General features: G+C 63.3%; 19 protein-coding genes. 10 read left to right on the top strand and 9 right to left on the bottom strand.

What is annotated here, in order from left to right; genetic code table 11:
* A partial coding sequence (locus VIE67_RS07820) for an efflux RND transporter permease subunit (RefSeq protein ID WP_414707312.1) occupies window positions 1–399 on the top strand: 399 nt, incomplete at its 5' end.
* 26 nt (window positions 400–425) lie between these two features.
* Window positions 426–1,973 carry an efflux transporter outer membrane subunit gene (locus VIE67_RS07815; RefSeq protein WP_332024943.1) on the top strand — a complete coding sequence of 516 codons (1,548 nt, stop codon included), beginning with the start codon at window positions 426–428 and terminating at the stop codon, window positions 1,971–1,973.
* Between the two features lie 33 nt (window positions 1,974–2,006).
* On the opposite strand, the gene VIE67_RS07810 is transcribed toward VIE67_RS07815, so the two are convergent.
* From VIE67_RS07810 to VIE67_RS07785, 6 genes are all read right to left on the bottom strand, one after another.
* Window positions 2,007–2,450, bottom strand: a complete 444-nt coding sequence (locus VIE67_RS07810) for a nucleoside deaminase (RefSeq protein ID WP_332024941.1) — start codon at window positions 2,448–2,450, stop codon at window positions 2,007–2,009.
* A gap of 79 nt (window positions 2,451–2,529) precedes the next feature.
* Window positions 2,530–3,249, bottom strand: coding sequence for an LPS export ABC transporter ATP-binding protein (lptB, locus tag VIE67_RS07805; RefSeq protein WP_332024939.1), 720 nt, complete (start codon window positions 3,247–3,249; stop codon window positions 2,530–2,532).
* Window positions 3,249–3,893 carry a lipopolysaccharide transport periplasmic protein LptA gene (lptA, locus tag VIE67_RS07800; protein ID WP_332024937.1) on the bottom strand — a complete coding sequence of 215 codons (645 nt, stop codon included), beginning with the start codon at window positions 3,891–3,893 and terminating at the stop codon, window positions 3,249–3,251. The genes lptB and lptA overlap by 1 nt, the downstream gene beginning before the upstream one ends.
* Entirely contained in the window at window positions 3,880–4,512 is a 633-nt protein-coding gene (gene lptC / locus VIE67_RS07795; RefSeq protein ID WP_332024935.1) for an LPS export ABC transporter periplasmic protein LptC, read from the bottom strand. Before lptC ends, lptA begins: the two co-directional genes overlap by 14 nt.
* On the bottom strand, window positions 4,512–5,051 hold the full coding sequence (gene kdsC / locus VIE67_RS07790; protein ID WP_332024933.1) for a 3-deoxy-manno-octulosonate-8-phosphatase KdsC: 540 nt from the start codon (window positions 5,049–5,051) through the stop codon (window positions 4,512–4,514). Before kdsC ends, lptC begins: the two co-directional genes overlap by 1 nt.
* Window positions 5,052–5,190: 139 nt before the next feature.
* The gene (locus tag VIE67_RS07785; RefSeq protein ID WP_332024951.1) at window positions 5,191–6,216 is read right to left on the bottom strand and encodes a KpsF/GutQ family sugar-phosphate isomerase; all 1,026 of its coding nucleotides are present in this window, start codon (window positions 6,214–6,216) and stop codon (window positions 5,191–5,193) included.
* 242 nt (window positions 6,217–6,458) lie between these two features.
* Here VIE67_RS07785 and VIE67_RS07780 point away from each other — a divergent pair, with 242 nt between their 5' ends.
* From VIE67_RS07780 to VIE67_RS07765, 4 genes are all read left to right on the top strand, one after another.
* Window positions 6,459–6,704 carry a BolA family protein gene (locus VIE67_RS07780; protein WP_332024932.1) on the top strand — a complete coding sequence of 82 codons (246 nt, stop codon included), beginning with the start codon at window positions 6,459–6,461 and terminating at the stop codon, window positions 6,702–6,704.
* A gap of 139 nt (window positions 6,705–6,843) precedes the next feature.
* Window positions 6,844–8,103, top strand: coding sequence for a UDP-N-acetylglucosamine 1-carboxyvinyltransferase (murA, locus tag VIE67_RS07775; protein WP_332024930.1), 1,260 nt, complete (start codon window positions 6,844–6,846; stop codon window positions 8,101–8,103).
* A gap of 101 nt (window positions 8,104–8,204) precedes the next feature.
* Window positions 8,205–8,852, top strand: coding sequence for a hypothetical protein (locus VIE67_RS07770; RefSeq protein ID WP_332024928.1), 648 nt, complete (start codon window positions 8,205–8,207; stop codon window positions 8,850–8,852).
* A gap of 174 nt (window positions 8,853–9,026) precedes the next feature.
* Window positions 9,027–9,695, top strand: coding sequence for a transposase (locus tag VIE67_RS07765; RefSeq protein ID WP_332024926.1), 669 nt, complete (start codon window positions 9,027–9,029; stop codon window positions 9,693–9,695).
* A gap of 22 nt (window positions 9,696–9,717) precedes the next feature.
* Here VIE67_RS07765 and VIE67_RS07760 read toward each other — a convergent pair whose 3' ends face one another.
* The 3 genes from VIE67_RS07760 to purM form a co-directional block, all read right to left on the bottom strand.
* A complete protein-coding gene (locus VIE67_RS07760) occupies window positions 9,718–10,419 on the bottom strand; it encodes a DUF3108 domain-containing protein (protein WP_332024924.1) in 702 nt (233 codons plus the stop codon).
* A 76-nt stretch (window positions 10,420–10,495) separates the two neighbouring features.
* Window positions 10,496–11,167, bottom strand: a complete 672-nt coding sequence (gene purN, locus VIE67_RS07755) for a phosphoribosylglycinamide formyltransferase (RefSeq protein WP_332024922.1) — start codon at window positions 11,165–11,167, stop codon at window positions 10,496–10,498.
* A gap of 10 nt (window positions 11,168–11,177) precedes the next feature.
* The gene (gene purM, locus VIE67_RS07750) at window positions 11,178–12,254 is read right to left on the bottom strand and encodes a phosphoribosylformylglycinamidine cyclo-ligase (RefSeq protein WP_332024920.1); all 1,077 of its coding nucleotides are present in this window, start codon (window positions 12,252–12,254) and stop codon (window positions 11,178–11,180) included.
* Between the two features lie 163 nt (window positions 12,255–12,417).
* Here purM and VIE67_RS07745 point away from each other — a divergent pair, with 163 nt between their 5' ends.
* The 4 genes from VIE67_RS07745 to VIE67_RS07730 are packed head-to-tail and all read left to right on the top strand — an operon-like array spanning window position 12,418 to window position 15,606.
* A complete protein-coding gene (locus VIE67_RS07745; protein WP_332024918.1) occupies window positions 12,418–13,053 on the top strand; it encodes a DUF8605 domain-containing protein in 636 nt (211 codons plus the stop codon).
* A gap of 20 nt (window positions 13,054–13,073) precedes the next feature.
* The gene (locus tag VIE67_RS07740) at window positions 13,074–13,682 is read left to right on the top strand and encodes a CDP-alcohol phosphatidyltransferase family protein (protein WP_332024916.1); all 609 of its coding nucleotides are present in this window, start codon (window positions 13,074–13,076) and stop codon (window positions 13,680–13,682) included.
* A 5-nt stretch (window positions 13,683–13,687) separates the two neighbouring features.
* Window positions 13,688–14,857, top strand: coding sequence for an AI-2E family transporter (locus VIE67_RS07735; RefSeq protein WP_332024949.1), 1,170 nt, complete (start codon window positions 13,688–13,690; stop codon window positions 14,855–14,857).
* Window positions 14,854–15,606 carry an HdaA/DnaA family protein gene (locus tag VIE67_RS07730; protein ID WP_332024914.1) on the top strand — a complete coding sequence of 251 codons (753 nt, stop codon included), beginning with the start codon at window positions 14,854–14,856 and terminating at the stop codon, window positions 15,604–15,606. The genes VIE67_RS07735 and VIE67_RS07730 overlap by 4 nt, the downstream gene beginning before the upstream one ends.
* The last annotated feature ends 9 nt before the right edge of the window (window positions 15,607–15,615 follow it).

Genomic DNA, 15,615 nt, shown 5'->3' with positions numbered 1-15,615 from the left:
GTGATTGCGTTCATCGGCGTGATCCTGCTGATTGGCATCGTCAAGAAGAACGCGATCATGATGATCGACTTTGCGCTCGATGCCGAACGCAATCAGGGCCTCGATGCGCGCGCCGCGGTGTTCCAGGCCTGCCTGCTGCGTTTTCGTCCGATCATGATGACCACGATGGCGGCGATGCTCGGCGCACTGCCGCTGGCGATCGGTTACGGCGAGGGCAGCGAAATGCGCCGGCCGCTCGGCATTTCGATCGTCGGCGGTCTGCTGGTCAGCCAGCTGCTGACCTTGTACACGACGCCGGTGGTGTACTTGTACATGGACCGCTTCCGCCTGCGCTGCAAGCGCTGGTGGGTGCGCATCTATCACGCACCGCCGGCTTCGACACCACAGGTGGCGGCGTGAATGCGAATAAAGAGAAAAGTATAAAGATGCAAAACATGAGAGCCATCGGGTTGAATTTTCTTGTCGCTGCCGCGTGCGGCGCGCTGCTGTCGGCGTGCGCCGTCGGTCCCGATTACAAGAAGCCCGAGCTGGCGACACCGGCGGCATACAAGGAGAACACCGGCTGGAAGCAGGCCGCGCCCGCGGATGCGATCAAGCGTGGCGCGTGGTGGGAAGTCTTCGGCGATCCTGTGCTCAACGATCTGGAGAAGCAGATCGACGTATCCAACCAGAGTCTGAAACAGGCCGAGGCGCAATATCGCCAGGCCAGCGCGCTGGTGTCGAGCGCGCGCGCAAGTTTCTGGCCGACGCTGACCACCAGCCCGAGCGCAACGCGTTCGGGACGCTACGGCACATCCGGCGGCGGCATCGTGTCCGGTGGCACCGTGATCGGCGGCACCAGTACCAGCGGCAATCCGGGTTCGTCGCATCCGGCCAATGCCTACCAGCTGCCGTTCGCCGCGTCGTGGGAGCCGGATCTGTGGGGCAGCGTGCGGCGCACGGTCGAGGGCGATGTCGCCAATGCGCAGGCAAGCGCGGCGACGCTCGAATCCACACGTCTATCACTGCACGCGTCGCTCGCGCAGACCTATTTTCAGTTGCGCATCGCCGACGAGCAGAAGCGGCTGCTCGACGACACCGTCGACGGCTACCGCAAGTCGCTGCAGCTGACCCAGAATCAGTACAACGTCGGCGTCGCCGCGCGCGCCGACGTGGTGCAGGCAGAGACGCAGTTGAAGAGCGCGCAGGTGCAGGCGATCGATCTCGGCGTCGCACGCGCGCAGTACGAACATGCGATCGCGTTGCTGATCGGCAAAGCGCCGGCCGAGTTTTCGCTCGCCGCGCAGCCGCTCAAGGTGCAGCCGCCCGTTGTGCCCGTCGACGTGCCGGCGAGCCTGCTCGAACGCCGTCCCGATGTCGCCGTGGCCGAGCGTCAGGCCGCGGCCGCGAACGCGCAGATCGGGGTCGCCGAAGCGGCCTGGTTTCCTACCCTGACTCTATCCGCGAGCGGCGGTTATCAGAACTCGGTGCTCTCGCAATTGCTCGATGCGCCCAGCCGTTACTGGTCGATCGGGCCACGCCTCGCGGAAACGCTGTTCGACGGCGGCGCGCGCCGCGCGCAGTCCGCGCAGGTGCGGGCGGCTTATGATGTGGCTGCGGCGAATTACCGTCAGGTCGCACTCGCTGCGTTCGGCAACGTCGAAGACAATCTCGCTGCGCTGCGCATACTCGAACAGGAAGCGGCGGCGCAGGACGATGCGGTGAAGTCGGCGGAGCAGGCGCTCACGATCACGATCAATCAGTATCGCGCCGGCATCGTGAGTTATCTCAACGTGATCACCGCACAGGCCACCGCTTACAGCAACGAGCGCGCAGCGATCGCCTTGCTCGGCACGCGCCTCAACGACAGCGTCGCCCTGGTCAAGGCGCTGGGTGGTGGTTGGGAAGAAAAGGATTTGCCTGCGGCGGGGGATATCAGTCGGAAGTCGACCGCACCGGGGGATAGTGCTACGGAAACAGCCAAGCAAAGATAATCGGAACGGCGATCCGCGATCGCCGTATTTTTATCATTCGAGCTCGCCGATATCCTCGTTCCACAGATCGGGTCGCGTCGCGATAAAGTCGCGCATCATCTCGATGCAGCGCGGATCGTTCACCACGTCGAGCGCCACGCCCTTGCTGCGCAGCCAGTCTTCCTCGCCCATGAAGGTCACGTTCTCGCCGATCACCACGCGCGGGATGCCATACAGCGCGATCGCGCCGCTGCACATCGAGCAGGGCGACAGGGTTGTGTAGATCGTCGAGGTCCGATACACCCTGGCCGGATAACGTCCCGCGTTTTCCAGCGCATCCATTTCGCCGTGCAGGATCGGGCTGCCTTTCTGCACGCGCCGGTTGTGGCCGCGGCCGATGATCTTGCCGTCGTGGACCAAGACCGAGCCAATCGGAATACCGCCCTCGGCCAAGCCGCGCTCGGCTTCTTCGATGGCGGCGGTGAGAAAGGGATCCATCGCTTGTCTCCGGTTGAAGCTAGAAGCGGAAAAACATGGTGCTCATTTGGTTTTTGATCTTCAGCCCTGAGCCCTCAAACTACATCTTGAATTCCTTGCCCAGATACACCTCGCGCACCTGCGCGTTGGCGAGCACGTCCTGCGGCGATCCCTTCGCGATCACCGCGCCGTCGCTCATGATATAGGCGCGATCGCAGATGCCGAGAGTCTCGCGCACGTTGTGATCGGTGATCAGGATGCCGATGCCGCGCGCGCGCAGTTGCTTCACGATGCGCTGGATCTCGACGACCGAGATCGGATCGATGCCGGCGAACGGTTCGTCGAGCAGCATGAAGCGCGGTCTCGCGGCGAGCGCGCGCGTGATCTCCACGCGCCGGCGTTCGCCGCCGGACAGGCTCACGCCCTTGCTTTCGGCGATGTGCGCGATCTGCAATTCGTCGAGCAGCAACGCAAGCTCGGCGCGGCGCCCGTCGGCGTCTAGATCGCGGCGCAGTTCGAGTATCGCCAGCACATTTTCCGCGACCGTCAGGCGGCGGAATACCGACGGCTCCTGCGGCAGATAACCGACACCGAGGCGCGCACGTCCGTGCATCGGCATTTGCGTGATGTCGTGTTCGTCGAGCGTGATGCGTCCTGCATCCGCGCCGATCAGGCCGACGACCATGTAGAACGTCGTCGTCTTGCCCGCGCCGTTGGGGCCGAGCAGGCCGACGATTTCGCCTTGCTCGAGGTTGAAGTCGAAGTCGCGCACGACCGTGCGGCCCTTGAAGCTTTTTTGCAGACCGACCGCATTGAGCATCAGTGCGCGCCGCCCGACTTCGTGCCCGCGGGTTTCGCGGCGGGTTTCGGCGCTGCGGAAGCGGGGAAACCGCAGTTGTTGGCGCTGGGCGCGGGTTTGTCGGTCTTTGGTTCCATTACCAGGTGCACGCGGCCGGCCGGCGAGGATTTGTCGCCGCTTTCCATGTCGCCGGTGTCGGTGTTGTAGAGCATGTGCTCGCCGTGAAATTCACCGCGGCCGGCCTGGTCGACGACCACGCCGCCGCTGAGCTCGGCGACGTAGGTGATCGGGTTGTAGTCGATCTTGTTGGCGTTGGTCGTCATCAGTCCGCAGTCGCCATCGTGCACTTGCTGCATGCGCGCCTGCTTGCCGGTGATCACCGCGCGCACGACCTTGCCGGCATTTTCGTTTTTGGCGTTTTTCGGCATGCGATAGATCGTCGCGTGATCGCCGCGAATCTTGATCGAACCCTGGGTCATGACGACGTTGCCGTCCAGATCGGTCAGGTCCGGGTCGGTCGCCGTTTCGGTCTTGCTCTCCACGCTCTTGGCCGCGTTCGCGTCCACCAGCATCTGCTGATCGCGGTCGCTTTTGAGCGCAAACGCGTTGGCTGCGATCGCCAGTGCCGCCAGTCCGCACAGCATTGCGAGCTTATTTGCCGCCATTGCTTTTTGCCGGTAACGAAATGGTATGAACATCGGATAGCAGCTCCACGGTTTTGAGGTCCAGATCGGCCTTCATGCCGATGCTGTGCGAGACATTGTTCGGGTCGATCATCGTCGTCGGTGCCGCGGTTTCCATGCGCTTGTCGCGGTGCGGGCCGCCGGCCATGGTACGGCCCCTGGCGTCTTTCGGCTTGGGATCGGTGGTCACGGTCATGTCGGTGGTGAGAATTTCCACCGGCGCGACTTTTTCGGTCGGCACGCGGTGCATCGCGACCTTGCCCTCGAGCTTCATGATCGAGCCGTCCTTGTTGACCCAGGCGGAATCGGACGTGCCTTTCCAGAGGTTGTCGCTGTTGTCGACGATTTCGTAATCGGGGGTCATCACATAGATCGATCCGTCGTCGCCGCGGCGCGTCAGGCGCGGTGCGGCCACGGTGAACGAATGGTTGCCGTCGGTATCGAGCGCGTCAAGGGTGAAGTTGTCGAGCGTGTAGTCCGAACGCGGCGGTCCGGCGAATGCGTTGCCCTCGTCGTGCGGGCGGAATATCCAGACCAGCACCCAGCCCGCGAATGCGAGCAGGGCGAGGATCGCTATCGTGAAATAAGTGCGTCGGTCCATCACAGGCAGCGCTTGAGCTCGGCGTCGGCCTTGCCCTGCGCGGCAAGCAGTAGATCGCAGACTTCGCGCGCGGCGCCCTCGCCGCCGCGCAATGCGGTGTGCCAGTGCGCTCGCTCGCGCACCAAGGGATGCGCATTCGCGGGCGCGATCGACAGACCCACGCGCAGCATCACGGCGAGATCGACGATATCGTCGCCGGTATAGCAGACCTGATCGGGCGCGAGCTTGAGCGCGCCGATCAGGTGTTCGAAACAATCGAGTTTCTTTTCCTGGCCCTGATACACGTGCACGATGCCCAGTTCGGCCGTGCGTTCGGTGACGATATGGCTGGTGCGCGCGGTGATCACCGCGATTTCGATGCCGTTCGCCAGCAGCCGCTTCATGCCGATGCCGTCGTGCGCATAAAACGCCTTCATCTCACTGCCGTCGGCGGCGTACCAGAGCTTGCCGTCGGTGAGCACGCCGTCGACATCGAACACCGCAAGCTTCACGCGTGCGGCACGGGCGAGGATGTCGGCGGGGACGTTGGTTGCTAGCACTGGATTCGGCGACCGGATTGTGGGCTGTGAATTCTACAGCCTGCGCCTGTTAATGAGGGCTGAGGGCTGAGGGCCCAAGGCTGAAAAGCGGGGTCTCGCCGCTCTTGATCTTCAGCCCTCAGCCCTCAGCCCTATCCACTCAAACCACGCGTGCACGCAGCAGATCGTGGATATTCAGCGCGCCGACCACGCAGTCCGCCGCATCGACCACGAGGATCGCGTGGATCTTGTGATCCTCCATCAGGCGTGCGGCCTCGATCGCGAGCTTGTCGGCGGCGATGGTCTTGGGTCGCGGATTCATCAGCTGGGTGACCGGGGTTGCACGCAGGTCGATATCGTCGTCGTCAACTGCGCGGCGCAGGTCGCCGTCGGTGAAGATGCCGAGCAAACGATTCGTTCCCTGATCAACTATTGCGGTCATGCCCAGGTCTTTGCGCGTCATTTCGACCAGCGCATCCGACAGACTCGCATCCGCGGCGATGCGCGGCACCTTGTCGCCGCTATGCATGATGTCGCTGATATGCACGAGCAGGCGCCGGCCGAGTGTGCCGGCCGGGTGCGAGCGCGCGAAATCCTCATCGGTGAAGCCGCGCGCCTCGAGCAACGCGATCGCCAGCGCATCGCCCATGACGAGGGCGGCGGTGGTGCTTGCGGTCGGCGCGAGGCCGAGCGGGCAGGCTTCCTCCGGCACGCTCACGTCCAGATGCACGTCGGCCATCGTGGCGAGCGAGGAATCCGGATTGCCGGTCATCAGGATCAGCGGCACGCCCTGGCGTTTGATCAGCGGCAGAATCGTCAGCAGTTCGTCGGTCTCGCCGGAATTGGACAGCGCGAGCACCACATCCTTCTGAGTGATCATGCCCAGATCGCCGTGGCTGGCTTCGCCCGGATGCACGAAGAACGCCGGCGTGCCGGTCGACGCCAAGGTGGCGGCGATCTTGCGCGCGACATGGCCCGACTTGCCCATGCCGGACACGATCACGCGTCCCGGACAATCGAACATCAATTCGCAGGCGCGCAGAAACGACGCGTCGATGCGCGACTTGAGGATATCGATCGCGCGCGCCTCGGTCTCGATCACCGTCAGCGCACTGCGAGTGAGCGCGGCGTTATCGAGCCGTGCCGTCGCGCCTGCCGGGTTCAGCGAATGGATTTTTGCATTCATCAACAATGGGTGCAGCAGGGAAATGGAAGGAATCGTACTTTCCGGGTTTCTGTGCCCGGGGTTATTGAGTACCATTGCGCGCCTCGTAGTGTATCCCCCTGTACCGGCCTAGGGCAGCCTTGGCACCGATTTCCGCGGCACGCTGGCTGGGCCTCCCAGCGACGAGGATAACGCAAGATTCATTGCGCGGATGACAAAAAGTCGTCGGCGTTGCCCGTACTGGGCCATAATTCGAGCATCCGATGAACACTGACACCATCAAGACTTTGATCGAACGCGGCCTGCCCGGCGCGCGGGCGGACGTGCAGGGCGCGGACGGCGTGCATTTCGAGGCGCTCGTGATTTGCGAAGCCTTTGCCGGCAAGCTGCCCCTGGCGCGGCATCGCTTGGTCTATGCGACGCTGGGCGGCTTGATGGGCGGCGAAATTCACGCGTTGGCGCTGAAGACGCTGACGCCGGAAGAAGCAGGGCTGAGGGCTGAGGGCTGAGGGCGACACGGCGACTCAACAAGAGTCGGATACACGAAATTTCTGGAGCAGGCGTGAAAGACCAAAATTTTGCAAAGAGATTCAATATCTGGGCGCGTACCGCAGCCCTCAGCCCTCAGCCCTCAGCCCTGCTCTGACCATGGCCAAGATCGTTATTTCGGGTGGAGAACCCCTCAACGGCGACGTCTGGATTTCCGGCGCCAAGAACGCGGTGCTGCCGATCCTCGCCTCGACCCTGCTTGCCGACGGTCCGGTGTCGATCAGCAACGTGCCGCATCTGCACGACGTGACCACGACGATGGAGTTGCTCGGCCAGATGGGCGTCAGCCTCGAGATCGACGAGCGCATGCGCATCAATATCGATCCACGCACGACTGACCGTTATTTCGCGCCCTACGATCTGGTCAAGACGATGCGCGCCTCGATCCTCGTGCTCGGTCCGCTGGTCGCGCGCTTCGGCCAGGCCGACGTGTCGTTGCCCGGCGGCTGTGCGATCGGCTCGCGTCCGGTCGATCTGCACATCAAGGGTCTGCAGGCGCTCGGCGCCGAGGTCACGGTCGAAAACGGCTATATCAAGGCGCGTGCGAAGCGATTGAAGGGTGCGCGGATCAACATGGACATCGTCACCGTGACCGGCACCGAGAACATCATGATGGCCGCCACGCTCGCCAAGGGCACCACGGTGATCGAGAACGCCGCGCAGGAACCCGAAGTGGTCGATCTGGCCAACTGTCTCAACAGCATGGGTGCGAAGATTGAAGGCGCCGGCAGCGCGACGATCGTGATCGAAGGCGTGGAGCAATTGCATGGCACCCAGTACGACGTGCTGCCCGATCGCATCGAGACCGGCACGTTTCTCGTCGCCGGCGCGATCAGCGGCGGCCGCGTCATGGCCAAACGCGCACGCCCGAAGACGCTCGATGCGGTGCTGCAGAAACTAGAGGACGCCGGTGCCGAGATCACCACGGGCGAAGACTGGGTGCAGCTGGACATGCATGGACGCAAGCCGAAGGCAGTGAATATCACCACGGCGCCGTATCCCGCGTTCCCGACCGATATGCAGGCGCAATTCACGGCCTTGAACTCGGTCGCCGAAGGTGTCGGCGTGATCACCGAAACCGTGTTTGAAAACCGTTTCATGCATGTGCATGAACTGCATCGGCTGGGCGCGGATATCCGTCTCGAAGGCAACACCGCGATCATCCAGGGCGTCGAAAGCATGACCGGCGCACCGATCATGGCGACCGACTTGCGCGCCTCAGCGTGCCTCGTGCTCGCGGGCCTCGCGGCGACAGGAGATACCACGGTCGACCGCGTCTATCACATCGATCGCGGCTACGAAAACATCGAGGAAAAACTCAGCACGCTGGGCGCGAAGATACGGCGCTTGCCGTCGTAGACTGCGGCGCCGCGTACGGCGACGTACTTCGGGGTGGCCGCGAAAGGTGGATGACGCCGATGTTTAAATATCAGTCTGACCCCTATTGTTGAGGGGGCCGTATGCGCGCACTGATCGGAGGCAAGGCGACGGTGTTGCTGGCAATCATGCTCGGTTTGGTGACCGGAGGTTGCGCGGCCGGCAATTGGATGGGTGGCCCGGCGGCGGAAATGAATTCAGCAGAATCGATCAAGTGGAGCGTCACGATCAACCAGCATCAGGTGACGATCACCGTGCCGGGTGGCGGCCGCGAATTCTTCCAGGCTCATCCGGGGCCGTTGCAGGTTGGTCGGACGGAGCAAGCGACGTTCGATGCAACGTCGATCTTCACTCGCGAGTATGGGCGGAGCAGTATGGGGTCGGACTACGGGGCGTTCAGGATATCGGTGCAAACAGTGAACATTCCTGTCCGCCTACCTAAAGCACCCGATGATATCAATCAACTGAAGGAATTCATTCAGAGTGGCTCGTCGAGTTCGTCGAAATCGAGCGTTGTCGGGGTTCAAGATGACACATGGGTGAAGCGCGAAGTGCCTAATTCATTATATGGATATTTGGAATTGTATACACGCAAGTTAGACGATGATGTGCTCATCTCACTTAGCTTTGACTTGGACCGTGCCCGTTTGCCCGATGCCGTTTGGCATCAAGCCCGCCAGCGCGACATCGAAACGATCTTGCGTTCGGTACGCATCACGCCTTTGAAGTGACTCTCCTCTCCGCCGGGCTTTATTGCACGCAAAAATAGGGGTCACACAAAAACACAAAAATAGCAAAAATAGGGGTCAGACTGGTATTTCTCATACTGCCGGGGTATCCTAGTCCGCAGCGTCCTGACGTAGGTCTGCTCGATGCCTCGCCCGATTCGCTACGAACTGGCCGGTGTGCCGCAGCACGTGATCCAGCGCGGCAACAATCGGCAGCCGGCGTTCTTTGCCGAGGACGACTACGCCGCCTATCTTGATTGGCTGCGCGATGCCGCCGAGCGGCATGCGTGCGAAGTGCATGCCTACGTGCTGATGACCAATCACGTGCATTTGCTCGTCACGCCTCACCACACCGGCGCGATCGGCAAGCTGATGCAGTCTGTCGGGCGTCGCTACGTACCCTACGTCAACTCACAATATCGGCGCACGGGAACGCTTTGGGAGGGACGCTACAAGGCGAGCCTGATTGACAGTTCCAGCTACCTGCTGACGTGCTACCGGTATATCGAAATGAACCCGGTACGCGCACAAATGGTCGAGCACCCGGGCGATTATCGCTGGAGTAGCTACACGGCCCATGCCCAAGGGCATGCGAACGCGGTGATTCGTGACCATCGCGAATATCTCGCGCTGGGCACGACATCCGATGAGCGGCAGCAGGCGTATCGAGCGTTGTTTCGCAGTCGTTTGGGAGCGCGCGACGTCGATGCGATTCGTTCTGCCTTGAACGAATGCCGGATTTACGGAAGCGAACGCTTCAAGGATACGATCGAGGCAACATTGCGGCGCCGCGTACGGCGCGGTACTCCGGGGCGGCCGCGAAAGATGGATGACGCTGATGCTTAAATATCAGACCCCGATTACATAGTCAGCGCTGCTTCAATTCCAGCACGATCGTGGCGCCGTCATGTTGCACCTGTTCCACGCGCAACGGCAATGTGGTCACGCTGGTTGCGTACCACGAGCTCGCCTTGCCCGCGGTGTCGACACGTTCGAACTTGACCGCTTTGAAGCTGCCGGCGGGAACCTGGATGGGTTCCTCGGCGTGTGCGACGAAGTGCTGCTGCTCGACGTGATCCTTGACCGCGACCGGCAACGTCACATCGCGCGTGCCGCTGGCGAGCGCTTCGCCGAGCACGAGCGCGACGCTGGAGCGATCTATCGCGCCGGTCGGGATGGAGTAGGTGAATGAGTCCTTGCCATCGCGCACGCGCGCCTGTTTCGCGTTCCAGTCGAACTCGATCTGGCGCTGCTTGTGTTTGATCGCGGCGTCCTGCCGGTAGTCGTAGCGCACACCCTCGGCCTTGCCATCTCGCCAGCGGAAGGTCGACTCCTCGCGCACATCCAGGCCGAGCATGCGCGCCATGCCCGAGGTGCCGTGGGTGACGCTGGTCAGGATCCAGGTGCCGTCGCCGTTGGACTTGAGCGTGTAGGTCGCATCGCCGACGGCCTTGCCGTCGCGAGTGACGCTGTAGACGGCAGTCATCGGTTTCAGCTCGATGGCGTGCGCGGCCTGGGACGCCGCGAATGCGGCGGCGATGGTAGCGATGGCGAAAGCAAATTTGCGCATGGGTTTGCAGGGGCTTGGATTGACTGCGCGAAGTCTGCGCATGCACGCCTGAACCGATCCGAACCGTGCGGCGGTTTCAGCGCTGCTTGAGGCTGCCGCTTTCGTCGAGCAGCAGCGGTGCGGCAAGGATCTGATCATCGCAGGCGACACGATTGCCTTGCAGCGCGATCTTTCCCTGCGCAAGAAGTTTGACTGTGACAATCAGCAATCGGTGTTCCAGCGGCAGCAGCCGCGCGGCCAGCGAGTCGGCGTTGTCGCCGGCAAGTATCGGCAACTGCGCCTGCGCGATCACCGGTCCGCCGTCGAGTTCGGCGGTGACGAAGTGCACGCTCGCTCCATGCATGACATCGTTCGCATCGAGTGCGCGTTGATGCGTGTGCAGGCCCGGATATTGCGGCAGCAGCGAGGGATGGATATTGATCATGCGGCCGCGCCAGGCATCGACGACGGCAGCGTCGATCACGCGCATATAGCCGGCGAGGACGACCAGATCCGGATGGAAATCGACCACGCGCGCAAACAGCGCCTGATCGAAAGCGGCGCGATCGGCATGATCGCGTGGCCGCAGCGCGATCGCGTCGATGCCCGCATCGCGTGCAATATCGAGCGCCGGCGCAGTCGCCTTGTCGGAGAGCAGGGCGCGGATGTCGATCGGCAGTTCGCCACGCTGTTGTGCTGCGAGCAACGCGGCAAAATTGCTGCCACGGCCGGATGCGAGAACGACGACGCGCAAGCGCTTTTGCTGCATCGAACGCGCGTCAGCGGATGTGGACGCGGTCTTCGCTCGCAGCACGCACGATTTCGCCAATCGTCCATGCGTTGAGACCGAACCCGTTGAGGCGTTGCAGCGTGCTCGCGACTTGGCCGCTGGAAACGATGAGCGTGTAACCGATGCCGCAATTGAACGTGCGCCACATCTCGGCTTGTGGAACCTTGCCTTCGCGCTGCAGCCAGTCGAATACCGGCGGCAGTTTCCAGCTGCTGCTGTCGAGCGCGATGCCGAGGCCATCGGGCACGACGCGAATGATGTTCTCGGTCAAGCCGCCGCCGGTGATATGTGCCATGCCGTGGATTGAGGGCTGAGAGCTGAGGGCTGAGGGCCGGGAAGCGGCGCGATCGGCTTCGAGCAACTGCAGGATCGGTTTGACGTAGATCGTGGTCGGCGCCATCAGCGCATCGGCCAGCTTCACGCCGCCGATATCGAGATCGTAGGGATTGCCGGCGCGCGCGAGAATCTTGCGGATCAGTGAGTAGCCGTTCGAATGTGGACCGCTCGATGCGATGCCGATGATCGCGTCGCCGGCCTGGACTTGCGCTCCGTCGATCAACGCCGATTTCTCCACCGCGCCGACGCAGAAGCCGGCAAGATCGTATTCGCCGGCCGGATACATGTCCGGCATCTCGGCGGTCTCGCCGCCGATCAGGGCGCAGCCCGCAAGCTCGCAACCCTTCGCGATGCCGCCGACGACCGACACCGCGGTGTCGACATCGAGCTTGCCGGTGGCGAAGTAGTCGAGAAAAAACAGTGGCTCGGCGCCCTGCACGAGCACGTCGTTGACGCACATGCCGACCAGATCGATGCCGATCGTGTCGTGACGACCGAGTTGCTGGGCAAGTTTGAGCTTGGTGCCGACGCCATCGGTACCCGAAACGAGTACCGGATCGTGGTAGCGTCCGCCGAGTTCGAACAGCGCGCCGAATCCGCCCAACCCGGCCATCACTTCCTTGCGAAACGTGCGCGCAACCAGCGGCTTGATGCGCTCGACGACCGCTTCGCCCGCATCGATATCCACGCCGGCCGCGCGATAGGTCAGGGATTCTTCATTGCTGGACATGGGCAGGTGCCGCGTGCGATCAGGCCGCGAATGATAGACGTAAGCGGCGCGATTGGGCAGACTTGGGCGGATTTCTCCAATATCCAACCGGACTCGCTTCGTGCGCTGCAGCTGCCGCATTCACCTCGCCGCTATCTTTGTTCTGGGCGTATGCCTTGCGCCCGTGCTGGCGATCGCGGCGGGACTGTACACCGGCACCGCGCCGGTCAATTCGCAGTCCGCCGACGAACGCGCCGGTGCGCTGCGCACCGCGTTGGGCCAGGTTGTGATCAAACTCAGCGGCGATCCGGGCGTGCTGTCACGGCCCGATGTGGCCAAGGCCATCGCGCGCGCCGATCGCTATATGCAGCAATACAGTTATCAGCCCAACAATCAGGCGGCAAGCGCCGATTCCGCCCAGGCGGGAGCGCGCCTGCTGCTGGTGGTGCAGTTCGACCGCGCCGGCATCGATGCGATGCTGCACGATCTGAATCTCGACGGTGCGGGCAATTCCGCTGCGCCTCCGGGCGCGGATAGCGCAGCTGCGCCGGCCGCGCTCCCCGGCAGCTATCGCCTGTGGATCAGCGGTTTGCGTTCGGCGGAAGACTATGCGCGCCTGATCGGCGCGCTGTCGGGTAACGAGCAGGTGCGTGCGCTGCACGTGGAACAGGCGCATGGCAACACGGTGCAGGTCAAGGTCGATACTCGTGGCTCGCTGCAGAATCTGCTCGCTGCGCTCGATGCCACGCGGCTGGCGCACGCGACCAACGCGCGGCCGCCGGTAGCGGGCGTCGATGCACTGCTCGACTTCGAACCTTGACGGCGAAGCGCAGAAACCGCATGGCGCTGTTTGCCAACACTCCCGCTCCCGACACGGCAACCTCGCCATGGCGGCATCTGCCGAACGCGATCACGCTCGTGCGTATCGCGCTGGTCGTGCCGCTGATCGAGACCGTGCGCGGGCATGATTTCCGTGCGGCGCTGCTCATCGTCGCGATTGCCGGCGCGAGCGACGCGCTTGACGGCTTTCTTGCCAGACAGTACGGCTGGCGCAGCTGGCTCGGTGGCGTGCTCGATCCGCTCGCGGACAAGCTGCTGCTGATCGCCTGCTTCGTCTCGCTTTACGTCGCCGACGTGCTGCCCGCATGGCTGATGTGGCTGGTGGTCGGCCGCGATCTGGTCATCGTCGCCGGCGCGACGGCGTATCATTTTCTGATCGGCCGCGTGGTTCCGCAGCCATCGATCCTGGCGAAACTCACCACTTGTATACAAATTGCCTGCGTGCTCGGCGTGCTGGTACATCTGAGCGGCGTATTCGACTTGCCGCCGGCATCCACCGACGCGTTGCTCGGCGCGACTGCGCTGGCGACCGTCGCCAGCGGCGCGCATTATGTGTTGGTCTGGTCGCGCAAGGCGCTGCAGGCGCCACGCGCGGGGAGGCGCGAGTGAATCTCATGACCGATTTGCGCTGGCAAATGCTTGCCTTGTTCGTGCTGCTGACCGCAGCCCTGTATTTTCTCGCGCCGGTGCTCACGCCGTTCGCGGTCGCGGCGATGTTCGCCTACCTGTTCGACCCGCTGGCCAACCGCCTCGAACGCCTGAAGCTGAGCCGCGCGGCAGCGGTCAGCATCGTGTTCCTCGCATTGACTCTGTTGGTCCTGCTGATCCTGCTGCTGCTGATTCCGTACCTGTCGCGTCAGGTCGCCGCCTTCATCAACCATCTGCCGCAATGGATCGGCTGGGTACAGACCGTTGCGCTGCCGTGGCTGAGCGCGCGCTTCGATTTGAATCTGGAAATGCCCGATGTGCAGCAATTGACCGCTGCGCTGCAAGAACACTGGAAGGAAGCCGGCGGCGTGGCCGCGACCGTGGTGGCGCAGATCTCGAAATCCGGTTTCGCGCTGCTGTCGTGGATCACGCGTCTGGTCGTCGTGCCGGTGGCATTTTTCTATCTGCTGCGCGATTGGCCTCTGATGGTCAAGCAGATCCACGACCTGCTGCCGCGTTCGGTCGAGCCGACCGTGTCGCGGCTCGCGCGCGAGGCCGACGAGACGCTTTCCGCCTTCGTGCGCGGCCAGTTGTCGGTGATGATCGCGCTTGGTGCGATCTATGCGATCGGCCTGTGGGCCGTCGGCATCGATGTCGGCCCGCTGATCGGCCTGATCGCCGGCCTGATCAGTTTCGTGCCGTATCTGGGCAGCATCATCGGCATCCTGATGGGCGTGATCGCGGCGCTCGTGCAATACGGCGACTGGCTGCATGTCGTGCTCGTCGCGATCGTATTCGTGACCGGCCAATTGCTCGAAGGCTACGTGCTGGTGCCGCGCATGGTCGGCGAGAAGATCGGCCTGCATCCGCTGGCGGTGATCTTTGCCGTGCTCGCCGGCGGCGAGCTGTTCGGCTTTCTCGGCGTGCTGCTCGCGCTGCCATTCACCTCGGTGTTGATCGTCGTCCTGCGTTACGCGTACGCACGCTATCGTGCCAGCGAGCTCTACCACACCGAGGCAAGCGCGCTCAATCCGTACGCCGAGCCCGCACCGCAAATCATCATGCCCGAACCCGTCGCCACGGCGGACGCGAAAGAAGCTGCAGCGCCGCCCAAACCGCCGCTCGGTGAGGCATGAAGCCCGGCCAGTTGCCGCTGGCCATGCGCTGGCCGCCGCAGCAACGCTTCTCCAGTTACAAGGTCGGCGAGAACGGCGCGGCGCTCGATCTGCTGCAACGCGCGGCGAGCGACGCGGATGCGACCTGGGTTTTCCTCAACGGCGCAGCCGCCAGCGGCAAGACGCATCTGTTGATCGCTGCTTGCGCGGCGGCCGGAGCGCAAGGACGCCATGCGCAATACATTTCGCTGCGCGCCTTGCCGCAGCGCGGCCTGCCGCATGCGGTTGCGTCCGACGAAGTCGTGAGTCGCGCGGCGCCAGACCATGCGGCCATTGCAATCCGTGCGCTGGGCGGCAGCGATCTGCTCGCAATCGACGATCTGGAAGCGATCGCGGGCAACCGCGCAGCCGAGCACGCGCTGTTCGATTTGTACAATCGTTGCAAAGTGGAGAAATCCACTTTGCTGTTCGCGGCGGCACAGGCGCCCGCGCAGATCGGCATCACCTTGCCCGATCTGGTTTCGCGCCTGTCGAGTTGCGCACAGGCCGTGTTGAAGCCGCTCAGCGATGAAGGACGCCGCGAGGTCCTGCGCGAGCGCGGCGCCGCACGTGGCATCGTGCTCGACGATGCGGCGCTGGACTGGCTATTCGCGCGCGTGCAGCGCGATCTCGGCAGTCTGACCGAGCTGCTCGACCGGCTCGACCGCGAATCGCTCGCGGCCAAGCGCCGCGTCACCGTGCCGTTCCTGCGCAGCCTGCTCGATACGTAAGGGGCGGAT

The sequence above is a fragment of the Rudaea sp. genome, assembly GCF_036560865.1.
In the GTDB taxonomy this organism is placed as follows: Bacteria; Pseudomonadota; Gammaproteobacteria; order Xanthomonadales; family Rhodanobacteraceae; genus Rudaea.
The sequence above is the reverse complement of the archived record's forward strand: the minus strand, read 5'-3'. Positions and strand labels throughout refer to the sequence as shown.

What these genes read in the sequence shown, in the direction of transcription:
- lptB (WP_332024939.1), bottom strand. Translation starts at nt 3,249, where the DNA reads ATGCTCAATGCGGTCGGTCTGCAAAAAAGCTTCAAGGGCCGCACGGTC.
- VIE67_RS07735 (WP_332024949.1), top strand. Translation starts at nt 13,688, where the DNA reads ATGACCGATTTGCGCTGGCAAATGCTTGCCTTGTTCGTGCTGCTGACC.
- VIE67_RS07760 (WP_332024924.1), bottom strand. Translation starts at nt 10,419, where the DNA reads ATGCGCAAATTTGCTTTCGCCATCGCTACCATCGCCGCCGCATTCGCG.
- murA (WP_332024930.1), top strand. Translation starts at nt 6,844, where the DNA reads ATGGCCAAGATCGTTATTTCGGGTGGAGAACCCCTCAACGGCGACGTC.
- VIE67_RS07740 (WP_332024916.1), top strand. Translation starts at nt 13,074, where the DNA reads ATGGCGCTGTTTGCCAACACTCCCGCTCCCGACACGGCAACCTCGCCA.
- purM (WP_332024920.1), bottom strand. Translation starts at nt 12,254, where the DNA reads ATGTCCAGCAATGAAGAATCCCTGACCTATCGCGCGGCCGGCGTGGAT.
- VIE67_RS07770 (WP_332024928.1), top strand. Translation starts at nt 8,205, where the DNA reads ATGCGCGCACTGATCGGAGGCAAGGCGACGGTGTTGCTGGCAATCATG.
- VIE67_RS07780 (WP_332024932.1), top strand. Translation starts at nt 6,459, where the DNA reads ATGAACACTGACACCATCAAGACTTTGATCGAACGCGGCCTGCCCGGC.
- purN (WP_332024922.1), bottom strand. Translation starts at nt 11,167, where the DNA reads ATGCAGCAAAAGCGCTTGCGCGTCGTCGTTCTCGCATCCGGCCGTGGC.
- VIE67_RS07810 (WP_332024941.1), bottom strand. Translation starts at nt 2,450, where the DNA reads ATGGATCCCTTTCTCACCGCCGCCATCGAAGAAGCCGAGCGCGGCTTG.
- lptA (WP_332024937.1), bottom strand. Translation starts at nt 3,893, where the DNA reads ATGGCGGCAAATAAGCTCGCAATGCTGTGCGGACTGGCGGCACTGGCG.
- VIE67_RS07815 (WP_332024943.1), top strand. Translation starts at nt 426, where the DNA reads ATGCAAAACATGAGAGCCATCGGGTTGAATTTTCTTGTCGCTGCCGCG.
- VIE67_RS07730 (WP_332024914.1), top strand. Translation starts at nt 14,854, where the DNA reads ATGAAGCCCGGCCAGTTGCCGCTGGCCATGCGCTGGCCGCCGCAGCAA.
- VIE67_RS07785 (WP_332024951.1), bottom strand. Translation starts at nt 6,216, where the DNA reads ATGAATGCAAAAATCCATTCGCTGAACCCGGCAGGCGCGACGGCACGG.
- lptC (WP_332024935.1), bottom strand. Translation starts at nt 4,512, where the DNA reads ATGGACCGACGCACTTATTTCACGATAGCGATCCTCGCCCTGCTCGCA.